Annotated in this window: 13 protein-coding genes; 9 read left to right on the top strand and 4 right to left on the bottom strand. The window is 68.1% G+C overall.

Going from position 1 to position 13,407, the window contains the following annotated elements; translation table 11 throughout:
• Positions 1 to 94 precede the first annotated feature (94 nt).
• The 6 genes from TY25_RS30310 to TY25_RS30285 all read left to right on the top strand — a co-directional run bounded on the left by TY25_RS30310 (position 95) and on the right by TY25_RS30285 (position 7,512).
• On the top strand, positions 95 to 1,015 hold the full coding sequence (locus tag TY25_RS30310) for an aldose 1-epimerase family protein (protein WP_042261798.1): 921 nt from the start codon (positions 95 to 97) through the stop codon (positions 1,013 to 1,015).
• Positions 1,016 to 1,142: 127 nt separating this feature from the next.
• Complete coding sequence (locus TY25_RS30305; protein ID WP_042261796.1) at positions 1,143 to 2,294, top strand: metallophosphoesterase; 1,152 nt, start codon at positions 1,143 to 1,145, stop codon at positions 2,292 to 2,294.
• Between the two features lie 138 nt (positions 2,295 to 2,432).
• Positions 2,433 to 3,527 carry a BMP family lipoprotein gene (locus TY25_RS30300; RefSeq protein ID WP_042261794.1) on the top strand — a complete coding sequence of 365 codons (1,095 nt, stop codon included), beginning with the start codon at positions 2,433 to 2,435 and terminating at the stop codon, positions 3,525 to 3,527.
• A 27-nt stretch (positions 3,528 to 3,554) separates the two neighbouring features.
• Complete coding sequence (locus TY25_RS30295; protein ID WP_042261792.1) at positions 3,555 to 5,066, top strand: ABC transporter ATP-binding protein; 1,512 nt, start codon at positions 3,555 to 3,557, stop codon at positions 5,064 to 5,066.
• Positions 5,063 to 6,232 (top strand): ABC transporter permease, encoded by a 1,170-nt coding sequence (locus TY25_RS30290; RefSeq protein WP_042261790.1) that lies wholly within the window; start codon positions 5,063 to 5,065, stop codon positions 6,230 to 6,232. Before TY25_RS30295 ends, TY25_RS30290 begins: the two co-directional genes overlap by 4 nt.
• Positions 6,232 to 7,512 (top strand): ABC transporter permease, encoded by a 1,281-nt coding sequence (locus tag TY25_RS30285; protein WP_042261838.1) that lies wholly within the window; start codon positions 6,232 to 6,234, stop codon positions 7,510 to 7,512. Before TY25_RS30290 ends, TY25_RS30285 begins: the two co-directional genes overlap by 1 nt.
• Here TY25_RS30285 and TY25_RS30280 read toward each other — a convergent pair whose 3' ends face one another.
• The 4 genes from TY25_RS30280 to TY25_RS30265 are packed head-to-tail and all read right to left on the bottom strand — an operon-like array spanning position 7,513 to position 11,265.
• Positions 7,513 to 8,853 (bottom strand): hypothetical protein, encoded by a 1,341-nt coding sequence (locus TY25_RS30280; protein ID WP_042261788.1) that lies wholly within the window; start codon positions 8,851 to 8,853, stop codon positions 7,513 to 7,515.
• Positions 8,850 to 9,248 (bottom strand): hypothetical protein, encoded by a 399-nt coding sequence (locus tag TY25_RS30275; protein ID WP_042261785.1) that lies wholly within the window; start codon positions 9,246 to 9,248, stop codon positions 8,850 to 8,852. The genes TY25_RS30280 and TY25_RS30275 overlap by 4 nt, the downstream gene beginning before the upstream one ends.
• Positions 9,245 to 9,433, bottom strand: coding sequence for a hypothetical protein (locus TY25_RS30270; protein WP_042261783.1), 189 nt, complete (start codon positions 9,431 to 9,433; stop codon positions 9,245 to 9,247). Before TY25_RS30270 ends, TY25_RS30275 begins: the two co-directional genes overlap by 4 nt.
• Positions 9,430 to 11,265, bottom strand: coding sequence for a hypothetical protein (locus TY25_RS30265; RefSeq protein ID WP_042261781.1), 1,836 nt, complete (start codon positions 11,263 to 11,265; stop codon positions 9,430 to 9,432). The genes TY25_RS30270 and TY25_RS30265 overlap by 4 nt, the downstream gene beginning before the upstream one ends.
• A 633-nt stretch (positions 11,266 to 11,898) precedes the next feature.
• On the opposite strand from TY25_RS30265, the gene TY25_RS30260 reads away from it, so the two are divergent.
• Genes TY25_RS30260 through TY25_RS30250 form a run of 3 tightly spaced genes read left to right on the top strand, consistent with a single transcriptional unit; the run spans position 11,899 to position 13,404 of the window.
• A complete protein-coding gene (locus tag TY25_RS30260) occupies positions 11,899 to 12,300 on the top strand; it encodes a hypothetical protein (protein ID WP_014987377.1) in 402 nt (133 codons plus the stop codon).
• A gap of 26 nt (positions 12,301 to 12,326) precedes the next feature.
• Complete coding sequence (gene atpB, locus TY25_RS30255; protein WP_042261777.1) at positions 12,327 to 13,097, top strand: F0F1 ATP synthase subunit A; 771 nt, start codon at positions 12,327 to 12,329, stop codon at positions 13,095 to 13,097.
• Positions 13,098 to 13,146: 49 nt separating this feature from the next.
• The gene (locus TY25_RS30250) at positions 13,147 to 13,404 is read left to right on the top strand and encodes a F0F1 ATP synthase subunit C (RefSeq protein ID WP_014987379.1); all 258 of its coding nucleotides are present in this window, start codon (positions 13,147 to 13,149) and stop codon (positions 13,402 to 13,404) included.
• The last annotated feature ends 3 nt before the right edge of the window (positions 13,405 to 13,407 follow it).

Here is a 13,407-nt window from a genome sequence, read left to right as displayed (position 1 = left end):
TTCGTTGTGCGATCGGCCTTCCCGGACCGCCGCCCGGTACTGAACGACCGACCAGGTGCGGGCGGCCGGAGCGTCGAACGGTACCGTCCCTCCCATGACTCCGCCACCGTCCGGACAGCAGTTCTCCATCGGCCACGGGGAGCAACGGGCGGTGATCGTCGAGGTCGGCGGCGGGATCAGGGAGTACCGCGTCGGTGACCGCGATGTGCTCGAGCCCTATGCCGTCACGGCGATGTCGGACGGCGGCCGCGGCGCCGCGCTGATCCCCTGGCCGAATCGGCTGGCCGACGGCAGGTACCAGTTCGACGGCGTCGACCACCAGCTCGCCCTCTCCGAACCCGGCAAGCAGAACGCCATCCACGGGCTGCTGCGCTGGCGACCCTGGCGCGCGACCGAGCACGAGCAGGACGAGGTCACCATGCGGGCCACCTTGCATCCGAGCAAGGGTTACCCGTTCCAGCTCGAGCTCGCCATCCGCTACGCGCTGTCCGACCAGGGCCTGACGGTGACCACCACGGCAAGCAATCTCGGCGATACCCCCGCGCCGTACGGGTGCGGCCACCATCCCTACCTCTCGCCGGGCACCGGCCCGATCGACGCGGCGACGCTGTGCTTCGCGGCCGGGACCCGGATCGTCAGCGACCCGGACCGGCAATTGCCCGTCGGCACCGAACCCGTCCACGGCACCGTCTTCGATTTCGCCGCACCGAAGCCGCTCGGCAGCGTGCCGATCGACCACCCGTTCACCGATCTGGCCCGCGACGAGCACGGCCGCGCCTGGGTGCGATTGCAGGGCGCCGACGGGGCGGTCGCCGAGCTGTGGGTCGACGACTCCTATCCGGTGATCCAGTTGTTCACCGGCGACCCGCTGCCCGCGCCGCGGCGGCGGACCGGCCTGGCCGCGGAGCCGATGACGTGTCCGCCCAATGCTTTTCAGAGCGGCGACCGGTTGATCCGGCTGGCCCCCGGCGACACGGTCGCGACCCGATGGGGCGCACGGCTGACCCGTCCCTGACTCCGGCCCGGCTCGCCGCCTGAGTTCTGCTGTGGACGAACGCGCTACGAGCGCACCGTCCGCGCCGGGTAATCTCGACGGAGCCCGCGCCGGGCGGAGGGACCGTGCGCAACCGCGCCCCCCGAGGATGGTCTCTGTGAAGTACGTGCCCCGCGTCGCCCTGTTCCTGGCGATCCCCGCAGTGCTGTTCCTGCTGCCCTGGTGGACGCTGGTCGCCGCGCCGACCACGGGCGCCGGGCCGCTGTTCTGGCTGGGCACCGCGTTGTTCGGTCTCGGTTTCGCCGTGCTGCCCGCAGCGATGTTCCTCGGGCACGGCCCCGCGCAATCGGATGCCGCGTCGATCGTGGGCGACACCCTGCTCGGCGCGATGTGGGTGGTGTTCAGCTGGTCGGTGCTCGGCAATGTCGCGGGTCTGGCGCTGGCCGCGGGCGGGATGTCGGATCCGGGGCGCTCGCGCGTCGTCGCCACCGGCGTGTTCGTGATCGCGACCGCGCTGGTGGCGTGGGGCGTGTTCGAGGCGCGGCGGGTGCCGCGGGTGCGCACGGTCGAGGTGCCGATTCGCGGTCTCGGCCCCGGGCTCGACGGCTTGCGCCTGGTGGTCGTCACCGACACCCATTTCGCCGCGCTCGATCGGCTGCGCTGGTCGGAGAAGGTGGTCGACGTCGTCAACGCGCAACGGCCCGATATCGCCTGCCATGCGGGGGATCTCGCGGACGGGTCGGTGGCGAAGCGGCACCCGCAGGTCGATCCGCTCGGCAAGGTCGACGCGCCGCTGGGGCGGTTCTACATCACCGGCAATCACGAATACTTCGGCGACGCGCAGGGCTGGATCGAGCACATGACCTCGATCGGCTGGCAGCCGCTGCACAACCAGCACGAGACGGTGACCCGCGGCGGTGACCGGCTGGTGATCGCGGGCATCGACGATCCGACCGGTGTCGGCCTGCCCGGGCACGGCCCCGACCTGCGCACCGCGCTGGCCGGTGCGGACCGGACGGTGCCGGTGGTGCTGCTGGCCCATCAGCCCAAGCAGATCACCGACACCGCGGCCGAGGGAATCGATCTGCAGATCTCCGGCCACACGCACGGCGGCCAGATCTGGCCGTTCCACTACCTGGTCCGGCTGGATCAGCCGGTGGTGGCCGGCCTGAGCAGGCACGGCGTGAACACCCAGCTCTACACCAGTCGCGGCACCGGATTCTGGGGTCCGCAGCTGCGTGTCTTCGCCCCCAGCGAGATCACCGTCCTGGTGCTGCGCACCGCCGCGGCGACCGGCTAGCCGCCCGGGGCGCTCCCGCCGCGAAGGTCCGCGAAACCGCGCCAAGATCGGTTTCGCGGCCTAAACTCCTCCCACCACTGCAGTCCTCGGCAGGATCGGTGAGTTGGGTTGCGGGGTATCGCGTTTCAGGAGGCAAAAATGGGCAGGTTGCTACACACCCTCACCGCCGCCGGTGTGCTCGTGCTGACCGTCGCGGCGTGCGGTAGCCCGCCCGCTGAACAGGACAAAGCCGGTGAACCGGGCGCCAAGGACTTCAAGGCGTGCATGGTCTCGGACTCCGGCAAGTTCGACGACAAGTCGTTCAACCAGACCTCCTTCAAGGGCGTCACCGACGCCGTCGCCGCGCTCGGCATCTCGAAGGCACAGCTGGAGTCCAAGTCCGACAACGACTACCCGACCAACATCAACACGATGGTCCGGCAGAAGTGCAACATCATCGTCACCATCGGCTTCAAGCAGGGCGACGCGACCTACGCCGCCGCGAAGGCCAATCCGGACATCGACTTCGCGATCGTGGACTACGCCTACACCGATACCCAGAAGAACCCGCCGCTGCCGAACCTGCAGGGGCTGACCTTCAATTCCGCCCAACCGTCTTTCCTGGCCGGCTATCTGGCCGCGGCGCAGACCAAGACCGGCAAGGTCGGCACGTTCGGCGGCATCAACATCCCCACCGTGGCGATCTTCATGGACGGCTTCGCCGAGGGCATCGCGCACTACAACAAGGTGAAGAACAAGCAGGTGCAGCTGCTCGGCTGGGACGAGGCCACGCAGCAGGGCGTGATCACCAACGACTTCCAGGACAAGAACATCGGCAAGACCAAGGCCAACGATCTGATCAGCCAGGGCGCCGACATCGTGCTGCCGGTGGCCGGTCCGGCCGGTCTGGGCGCGCTGGAAGCCGCGCATTCCTCGGGCGGCAAGGTCCTCGCGATCTGGGTCGACACCGACGGCTGTGTCAGCGCCGCCGAGTACTGCTCGTCGCTGCTCACCAGCGTCGAGAAGGCGATGGACGTCGCGGTGCAGAAGGCGATCACCGACGCGTTCCACCAGCAGTTCAGCAATCAGGCCTATGTCGGCACGCTGGCCAACAAGGGCGTCGGCCTGGCCCCGTACCACGAGTTCGACTCCGTCGTACCCGCCGAGCTGAAGAGCGAGATCACCGCGCTGGCCGCCGATATCGCGAGCGGGAAGATCACGCTGGCCTCGAAGGCCCAGCCCGCAGCCAAGTGAGCCGCGGCCGTCACCACGGGGAGCGATATGCGGCTCGAATTACGCGGTCTCACCAAGCGATTCGGTTCTTTGCTGGCCAACGACCACATCGACCTGGTGGTCGAACCGGGCGAAATCCACTGCCTGCTCGGCGAGAACGGGGCGGGCAAGAGCACGTTGATGAACATGCTCTACGGCCTGCTGCAACCGGACGAGGGCGAGATCCTGCTGGACGGCAAGGCCGTGACCTGCCTGTCCCCCAGCGACGCGATCGATGCCGGAATCGGCATGGTGCACCAGCATTTCATGCTCGTTCCGGTGTTCACCGTCGCGGAGAACATCATCCTGGGCCGCGAGCCGACCAAGGGGTTCGCCGTGCTCGATCGCGCGGCCGCGCGGCGGCAGGTGCGCGAATTGTCCGAGCGGTACGGGTTTCCGGTGCGCCCGGACGCGCTGGTCGCCGATCTCTCGGTCGGTGAGCAGCAGCGGGTGGAGATCCTGAAAGCGTTGGCCAACAACGTCGAAGTGCTGATCCTCGACGAGCCGACCGCTGTGCTCACCCCGCAGGAGATCGACGAATTGATCGAGGTGCTGCGCGCCATCGCGGCGAACGGCACCTCGATCATCTTCATCACGCACAAGCTGAAGGAAGTCACCCGGATCGCCGACCGGATCACCGTCATCCGCCGCGGCAAGGTGGTCGGCACCGTCGAACCCGATACTGCCGAAACGGATCTCGCGGAACTGATGGTCGGCAGGTCGGTCGAGCTGGTGGTCGCCAAGACACCGGCCGCGCCGACCGGCCCCACCCTGGTCGTCGACGGGCTGACCGTGGTGGACGCGGCCGGCGCCGTCGTCGTGGACGACGTGTCGTTCCGGGTCGACGGCGGCGAGATCGTCGGCATCGCGGGCGTGGTCGGCAACGGCCAATCCGAGCTGGTCAGTGCGCTGCTCGGGCTGCGGACACCGGTGGCGGGCACCGTGGCCGTCGGCGGCTGGCAGGTGGTGGGCCGCTCGCCGCGTCAGCACCTGGCGGCCGGGATCGGCTATGTGCCGGAGGATCGTTCGCACGACGGCATCATCGGCACGTTCAGCGTCGCCGAGAATCTGGTGCTCGATCTGATCGACCGCCCGGAGTTCTCCCGGCACGGCGTGCTCTCCCCCGCTGCGGTGAAACGCAATGCCACCCAACGGATCGCGGAGTTCGACATCCGCACCGGGTCGATCGCCGACCCGGTGCGCACGCTGTCCGGCGGCAATCAGCAGAAGGTGGTGCTGGCCCGGGAACTGTCGCGGCCACTCGAGGTGCTGATCGCCGGGCAGCCGACCCGCGGCCTGGATGTCGGGTCGATCGAGTTCGTGCACAAACGCATTGTCCGCGAACGGGATCAGGGCACCGCGGTGCTGATCGTCTCCACCGAGCTGGACGAGATCTATGCGCTGTCGGACCGCATCATCGTCATGTACCGGGGCCGCATCGTCGGCGTCGTCGGCCCCGACACCCCGCGCGATCGGCTCGGCCTGATGATGGCGGGCGCGGCGCCGGAGGAGGACGCATGACCGGGACGACGCGCGGCGATTCGACCGACGGCCGACCGGCGGGCCGGGCCTGGGTACGCGAGACCGTCGTCAGCGCACTGGCATTGGTGCTCGCGCTGGCCGTCGGCGCGGTGCTGATCATCGTCAGCGACCCGAATGTGACCGCGGCACTGGGCTATTTCTTCGCGCGGCCGCTGGACACGGTGTCCGCGGCGGGCACCGCGGTCGGCGAGGCGTACCGGGCGCTGTTCCTCGGGGCCTTCGGCGGCACCCACCAGATCGCCGAAACCCTGGTCGCCGCAACGCCGTTGATCTGCACGGGGCTGGCGGTCACGCTGGCGTTCCGGACGGGACTGTTCAATATCGGCGCGCAGGGTCAGCTCATCGCCGGGGCGCTCTGCGCGGGCTGGGTCGGCTTCGCGCTGCACCTGCCGCCGGTGCTGCACGTGGTGGTCGCCTTAGTGGCCGGTGTCGCGGGCGGCGCGCTGTGGGGCGGTCTCGCCGGACTGCTGAAGGCCCGCACCGGCGCGCACGAGGTGATCACCACGATCATGGGCAACTACGTCGCGCTGTACGCGCTCACCTGGTTGCTCACCACCTCGACGTTGCAACGGCCGGGGCGCAACGAGCCGATCAGTCCGGTGGTCGACGAGACCGCGCAGCTGCCCCGATTCGGCGATACCCGGCTGCATCTCGGCCTGCTCGTGGCGCTCGGCGCGGCCGGACTCGTCTGGTGGCTGCTGTCCCGGTCGACGCTCGGCTTCCGGTTGCGCGCCGTCGGCGCCAATCCCGACGCCGCGCGCACCGCGGGGATGAGCGTCGGCAAGGCGTACGGGCTGGCGATGCTCCTCGCCGGCGGTCTTGCCGGACTCGCCGGCGCGCAGCAGGTACTCGGCACCGCGCTGCCGCTGACCAACGGCATCGCCGGATCGTTCGGCTTCGACGGCATCACCGTCGCGCTGCTCGGGCGCGGCAGCCCGATCGGCACCGTCTACGCCGCACTGCTGTTCGGCGCGCTCAACGCGGGCGGCAACGAGATGCAGGCCGCGACCGGTACCCCGCTCACCCTGGTCACCGTGTTGCAGGCGGTGATCGTCGTGCTGGTCGCGGCGCCCGCGGTGGTGCGCACCGTGTTCCGGATCAAGGCCGAGCGTGCGGACGCCGTCCTCGCGAAAGGGTGGAACTGATGGTGACGACCACATCCGAGGCCACCGCCCGTCCGCTGGAATCACCCGAGAAGCGGAATCGGCGGCTGCGGCTCGGGATCCTGCTGCTGATCCTGGCGCTCACCGCGGTGGCGCTGGCGCTCTATACCCGATCCGGCATCGTCGACTTCCGTTTGGCCGCACCGGATGCCGCCGGACCGTCGGATATCGACGTACCCGCCAAACCGGCGGCGCTGGTGCTGTCGGTGCTCGCGCTCGGCATCGCGATCGCCCACCTGTGGCGCGGACTGTCCGGGCGCTGGGCGGGCCTGCTGTTCACCGTCTTCGGCTTCGCGTTCGTGGTGACGTTCGTCTGCTGGGCCGCCTCGGGCAAGATCTTTCCGCTCACCAATCAGATCCAGGGCACGCTGGCGCTGTCCACCCCGCTGATCCTCGGCGCACTGGCCGGTGTGCTGTGCGAGCGCGCGGGCGTCATCAATATCGCCATCGAGGGCCAACTGCTGGCGGGTGCGTTCGCGGCGGCGTTGATCGCCACGGTCAGCGGCAGTTTCGTGGTCGGCGCGGTGGCCGCGGTACTCGCCGGGGTGTTCGTCGCATGGCTGCTCGCGGTGTTCTCGATCCGCTACCTGGTCAACCAGATCGTGCTCGGCGTCGTGCTGGTGGTCTTCGCCACCGGTATCACCGGGTTCCTGTTCGATCAGCTAGGTGATCTGTCGAACGGGCCGGCGCGGTTCAACAACCCGGGTACGTTGCAGCCCATCGCGATTCCGGTGCTGTCCTCGATTCCGATCATCGGCCCGACCGTCTTCGATCAGACCGCGCTGGTGTACGCGATGGTCGTCGCGGTCGTGCTGATCGGCTACGTGCTGTATCGGACGCGCTGGGGTCTGCGGGTCCGGGCGGTCGGCGAACACCCGCGCGCCGCGGCGACGGTGGGCATCAAGGTGCTGCGCGTCCGGTATCAGGCCGTGCTGCTCGCGGGTGCGGTGGCCGGCCTCGGCGGCGCCTACTTCACCATCGGCTCCACCGGCGGTTTCACCAAGGAGATGACCGCGGGCAACGGTTTCATCGCGCTCGCGGCAGTGATCATGGGCCGCTGGCATCCGCTCGGCGCGACCTGTGCCGCACTGTTTTTCGGTTTCACCAAGGCGTTGCAGGGCCAGTTGCAGGTGCTGGCGACGCCCATCCCGACCGAGGTGCTGCAGATGACGCCGTATCTGCTGACGGTGATCGCCGTGGCGGGTGCGGTGGGCCAGGTGCGGCCGCCGAAGGCCGACGGCGAACCCTATGTGCCGGGCTGATCATCCGCCGAACAGCAGGTACAGCCCGGTGAAGGTGAAGCCGACCATGGTCAGCATGAGTGCGAGCTGACCGGTGGCGCGCTGTGCCGGGGGCAGCACGCGCAGGCAGCGATCGTGCGCGGCGGTCACCCCGAGCACGTGCCCGGCCAGCACGGCGAGCACCTTCACCCCGGCCAACACGGCAGGATGCGCGGACAGCAGGTAGACCACCCGGTGGTGCCCGAGACCGGCGATATCCCAGCCGCGCTGGAACGGATCCGCGAACAGCAACGCCGTCGCCTGACCTTTCTCGACGAGAAAAGTCAGGTAGTGCGCGACGATATAACCGGCGACGATCGGCGTGATGCTGTGCACGAGCAGACCGGGCAGCCGGGCACGCTCGGCCCGGGACAGGCCGCCGGTGGCGCGGGCGGCGCCGGCGAACAGCAGGCCCACCACGGCGATGACGGTGAGCAGGCCACCGGTGCGGACCAGCGTCGCGGCGAAAACCGAAGCGCCACCGAGCGTATCGACCAGCTCGCGCCAGCCGGGCAACGCGGAAAGACTGTCGAACGCGGTGGATCCGAGCAGGGTCGCCGCGAGCGCCACCGCCCCGGGCCGCACCGGCGTCCCCGCCAGGTTGTGCAACGGCCACCGCAGCACCGGCGCACCCGTCGCGGACCTGCGACCGAGCGGGCTGAGCCGGGCGAGCAGGCTGCTGTACACCTCGAACGGATCCCCGCGTTCGGCCCAGGTCGTGCCGAACAGCACCAGCCCGGCCAGGGTGAGCACGACATAGCCGAGCAGCCACCAGCCCACGGCGGCAACCGAACCCGGCGCAGGGGACGCCAGCTCCAGCCAGACGAACGCGAACAACCCGAGCACGGCCGGCCGGTAACCCCACGCCTCCGGATAGGCGCGGACACCACGTCCGGGATCGCGGCCCAGCACGGCACAGCCGAACCGATGCACCGCTCGCACCGGGGACACGATCTGCCAGACCGGACCGAACACCAACGATGCGAGCATCACCCCGACCCACACGTATATATAGAGCACTCCCGGCACCGGATTGTGCTGCGGCGACGAGGAACCGAACACGGCCACCAGCGCGATCAGCACGGCGGCCAGAACGCTCGGCACAGCGATCGCGATCCGGACGGGACGCGCGTCGAGCACCGTGCGCACGGGGGCGGGCAGCAGCAGGTCGGGCCCGTCCGGGTCCAGCCGGGGTCTGCGCCAGGCGACGAGCAGGATCGCGAACGAGAAGGTCAGGGCCCACGCGGCTCCGATGAGGGCGTAGGTCAACGGAATCGGCAGATCCCCCGCGCCGTTCAGTCCGTGCGCCAGCGGCCGCGTCACTGCCGGATCAGCAGGGTGGTGATGGTCTTGCCCGCCCGGTGCAGTTCGATGTCCACGCGGCCGGGCACCGTGACGATGAAGCGGAACTCCTGTCCGGCCCGTGCCTCGACCGGGAAGGTCTGACCCGGTTCCGCATGCACATGCAGTTCATCGGCGGCGTCGCTGTCGAGTTCGACGATGATCGGTTGATACAGCCTGGCCTCGGTTCTGGTGTTCGTCGGCGTCACCGTCCCGCCCGCGATCCGGACGGCGATCCGCACCTCCGCGGGGCGGTCGATCGAGATGCTCGCGGCGGTGCGCTCGGCGGGCGACTCGGAGCTCACCCCGCACCCCGTCACCGCGGTGACCGCGGCGGCGATCGCCGCCAGTCCGCTCCATCGGCCTGTGTGCGTCACGGGTTCTCCTCTCTGCCAGGCGGTTCCGCGTTCTCCCCGGTCGCTCGCCGGTTCTCGCGCCGTTCGGCCCGGCGATCACGCGCCGCGATCACCAGGATCACGCCGACCACCGCGAGCGCGGGCACGAACGCCGGAATCGCCAGCAGCATCGAATGACCGGCCAGCACCGTGCTGTCCGTGTTCATGACCGGACCGGCTGCGGCGCGCGGACGTCACTGCGATACGCGAGGTTGATCCGGGCCGCGCCCCAGGAGAGCGCGCCGATCACGAGCAGCGAGCAGACCAGTACGACCAGCGAGGCGGCCGCGAGCAGCCAGGCCGGATGATCGAACGAGCGCTCCCGCTGCAGCACGGTGATCTCCGAGACGAACGGGCGGGTGAACTCGTCCGGTGCGGGCACGCCCGCCGCGTCGATGCCGCGGTCGTCCGGCAGATAGATCGGCAGAGCCGCCAGCATCCGGCCGTCGTGCACCCGCAACACCGTCTTCCAGTTGCCGTAAGCCGGAACGGGTCTGGTGCTGCGGTAGTGCCCGGGCTCGACCAGCCGCAACTGGTCGACGACGAGTCCGCGGCCCGGGCTGTCCGGGCCGACGCCGCCCTGCCAGGCGAGCACCTGCACCCATTCGGGGTCGTCGCCGACCACGTCCGTCGGCGTCAGGGTGAGATCGAGGGTGACCATCCGCCCGCCACGCACCGGGTCGGCGTCCTGTACCCGGACGGTCGCGCCCGCCTGCTCCGGCACCTCGGTGCGCAGTCCGTTCGCGGTGGCCAGGCCGGCGATCAGGACCGCGAGCAGCACGATCGAGCGCCGCACCGCGGGTCTCGGTATCGGCTCACCGCAGAGCACGAGACCGAACAGTGCGCCGAGCACCCCGCCGGCCACGCCCACCGGCACCGACATCAGCAGCAGCTCCGGCCACATGCTCGCGGGCCAGCTGTTGACGAATGCGCGCTGGATCCACAGTGAATCGAGCCAGAGCCCGGCGGTGGCGGCGGCCAGCCCGGTGAGCGCGCCCCACCACAGCGGCCTGCCGGACAGCGGCAGCAGCGCCATCAGCTCCACCACCACGGCGATGCCGAGGTAGAGCGGGAAGATGTTGTGCGGTTCGCCGAGCACCGGGCCGACCAGCATGGCGACGAGGCTGCGGACCACGAGGGCGAACACCACCGCGACCAGGGCACTGCCGCGGCCGAGGGTGTAGCGCGCGCCCACCAGGGCCACCGTCCCCGCCGCCGTGATCAGCATCGGCTGGAAGACGAAGCGGAACTGCTCGACGCCGAAGTCGAATTCGACCTGATACACCGACAATCCGATCAGCAGGCCGCCGAAGGCGAACACCCGTCCGAGCCACAGCCAGCGCCCGTCCACCCGCTCGGGATCCGGCCGGTCCAGCCGGCCCTCGAATTCCAGCAGCAGCACCGCCACCAACGACAAACCCGCGCCGCCGATCAGCATGAGATGAGTTGGGCCCCACAGGGTGACGTCCTGGCCGAACAGTCGGTGCCAGACGTCGTCGAGCGGGAAGCCGATCAGCGCGTACAGCCCGACCGCGGCCATGAGCACCCCGCCGACCGGCGCGTACCAGGTGCGGGTGATCCGGATGGCGGCCGGGCCCGGCTTCTCGTCGAGCGGCAGGACCACGGCCGTCATCCCCGCGATGAACAAGAAGAACAGCCCGATCAGGATGAAGTAGTGCGCCGGATTGGCCAGCGGCCCTTCGTCTCTGCCCTTGCCGACGTGCAGACTGACATCCCAGATGAAGCCGACCAGCGCGGTCAGGATAGTGGTGAGGAACAGCGTGAGCGGCAACGCGACCCAGCCGGGGCGATTGCTGTACGCACCGAGCCGATCCGCGCTCGCCTGCAACCAGGTGATGCGCCGAGTCCGATGCAGATACGCCACCACGAACAGACCCGCGGCGACCACCAGCGCCGCACCGGTCAGCAGCGCGACCTGATCCAGTGCGGCGCCACCACCTTCGGAACCCCGTGCGGACACCGCGAACTCAGGCCTCATCGCGCACACTCTCTCTGTAACTCGAAGTCTCTGTAAACGCTAATGCCCAGGACCGGCCGAGATATGCGGATGATCATGCGCGAGTTACAGATCTGGGATCACTCACAGCTATCCGGCATTCTGCGCTGGGGCAGTTCCCAACCGGGGCACGCAGATCCGCACCGCCGCCCTGCCGAAAGCCGAGTACTACGCACCGGGTATTCTCCGGCAGCAAGTTTTCAGCAGCCGTAAATTCGGACAAAACGGACTTAAAAACTAAACAGGACAAATATCAACAAGCGGTGACACGTCACCAACTGGGGAGCGAACACGTACTGTCGTGTTGCCATCGATTTACCCCTCGATGGCGTACCCTGGGCCAGCCGGTGACCGCCCGCCCGATCGCGCAGGACCCGGCCCCACGAGCTCCAGAAAAAGCGCAGTTCAACACGTTTCGAGAAAGGAAAAGTGGCCCCGCCGGAATGGCGCCGGGCCCTTCTCCTATGCACTTGCATAACAACGCCTTTGGTAACCAGAGGATATCTAGAACCCATTTCAAGATCACGGGAATGCAAGATCAAAAACCTTGGTACGCAAGCAGGTTGAGATGTGTATGCTGTGGATCAATCACGACCCCCACTACGAGGTGGGCCGATGGACGAAGGCGGTGTCTGTGTGGACGTGAATAGGCTCCAGATACGGCGTTCAGCCATTGTCGCGATCGCTCTGGGTGTGCTGGCGTTGGCCATTACCGGGATGATCGATCGACTACTGCTCGGCACATTCATCTGCGCCGGGTTGTTCGTCGGTTGGCTGAATGCACAGCTCACCCTGTGGGCCATCACCCGAATAGCCAACGCGGCCACACCGAGCAAGCAGCGCCTGGTCGGTTCTTCCGCCGTGCGACTGCTCGGTATCACCGCCGTCGCGATCCTGGTGGCTTTCCTGGCTCGCCCCAACGGCGTCGGGATCTTCTTCGGCCTGGCCCTTTTTCAAGTCGCCCTGGTCTTCAATACCGTTGTGCCTGAATTGAAAGGGCTCCGCCAAACGCCATGACGATCTCAGCCATTTCGTTTACCCAGATGGCCTCGAGCGTCACGTTGCTCGCCGAAGAGGCTCCCGCCGGAGAAGAACCGAAGATCAAGGTCGGCCACCATGCCGTGGCCCATGTCTTCGGCATGGACTTCAACGTGGACACGATCGTGTCCACGTCGGTCGCGGCGATCATCGTGCTCGTGCTCGCGTTCCTGCTGCGCCTGAAGCTGACCTCCGGAGTCCCCAACGGCGTGCAGCTGTTCTTCGAGGCCGTGACGGTGCAGATGCGCGGCCAGGTGGAAAGCGCCATCGGCATGAAGGTCGCGCCGTTCGCGCTGCCGCTCGCCGTCACGCTGTTCGTGTTCATCCTGCTGTCGAACTGGTTGTCCGTGCTGCCGGTACAGGTCGGCGACGGTGAATTGATCGCGCCGCCCGCCTCGGACGTCAACTTCGTCTACGCGCTCGCGCTGTTCGTCTTCATCGCCTACCAGTCCGCGGGTATCGCGCGACGCGGTCCGTTCGGTCACGCCAAACAGTTGTTGAAGGGCCATACCGGCTGGGGACCGATGGTGTTCATCAACGTCATCGAAGAAATCGCGAAGCCGCTCTCGCTCTCGTTGCGACTGTTCGGAAACATGTTCGCCGGTGGCGTCATGCTCTCGGTGATCACCCTGTTCCCCTTCTGGATCAGCTGGGGCCCGAACGCCGTCTGGAAGCTGTTCGACTTGTTCGTCGGCGCCATTCAAGCGTTTATCTTCTCGCTGCTGACTGTGCTGTATTTCAGTCAGTCGATGTCCCTCGAGCACGAAAACCACTGATCGGCGAGCGCCGAATCATACGCACACATCCGAGAATAGGAAGTAGAACATGGCAGACCCAACCACCGCGTCCATCGTCCAGGGCGCGCTTATCGGCGGCGGCATCATCATGGCGGGCGGCGCCATCGGTGCGGGTATCGGTGACGGCCTCGCCGGTGCCGCGCTGATCAATGGAGTCACGCGTCAGCCGGAAGCCGAAGGTCGGCTGCGCGGCATCTTCTTCCTGACCGTCGGTCTGGTCGAGGCGGCGTACTTCATCAATCTAGCCTTCATGGCCCTCTTCGTATTCGCTACTCCCGGCAAGTAACCG

It is taken from the genome of Nocardia brasiliensis NBRC 14402, from assembly GCF_000308475.2.
Lineage (GTDB): Bacteria > Actinomycetota > Actinomycetes > Mycobacteriales > Mycobacteriaceae > Nocardia > Nocardia brasiliensis.
Note: the sequence above shows the minus strand (reverse complement) of the source record. Positions and strands in the feature narration are given on the sequence as shown.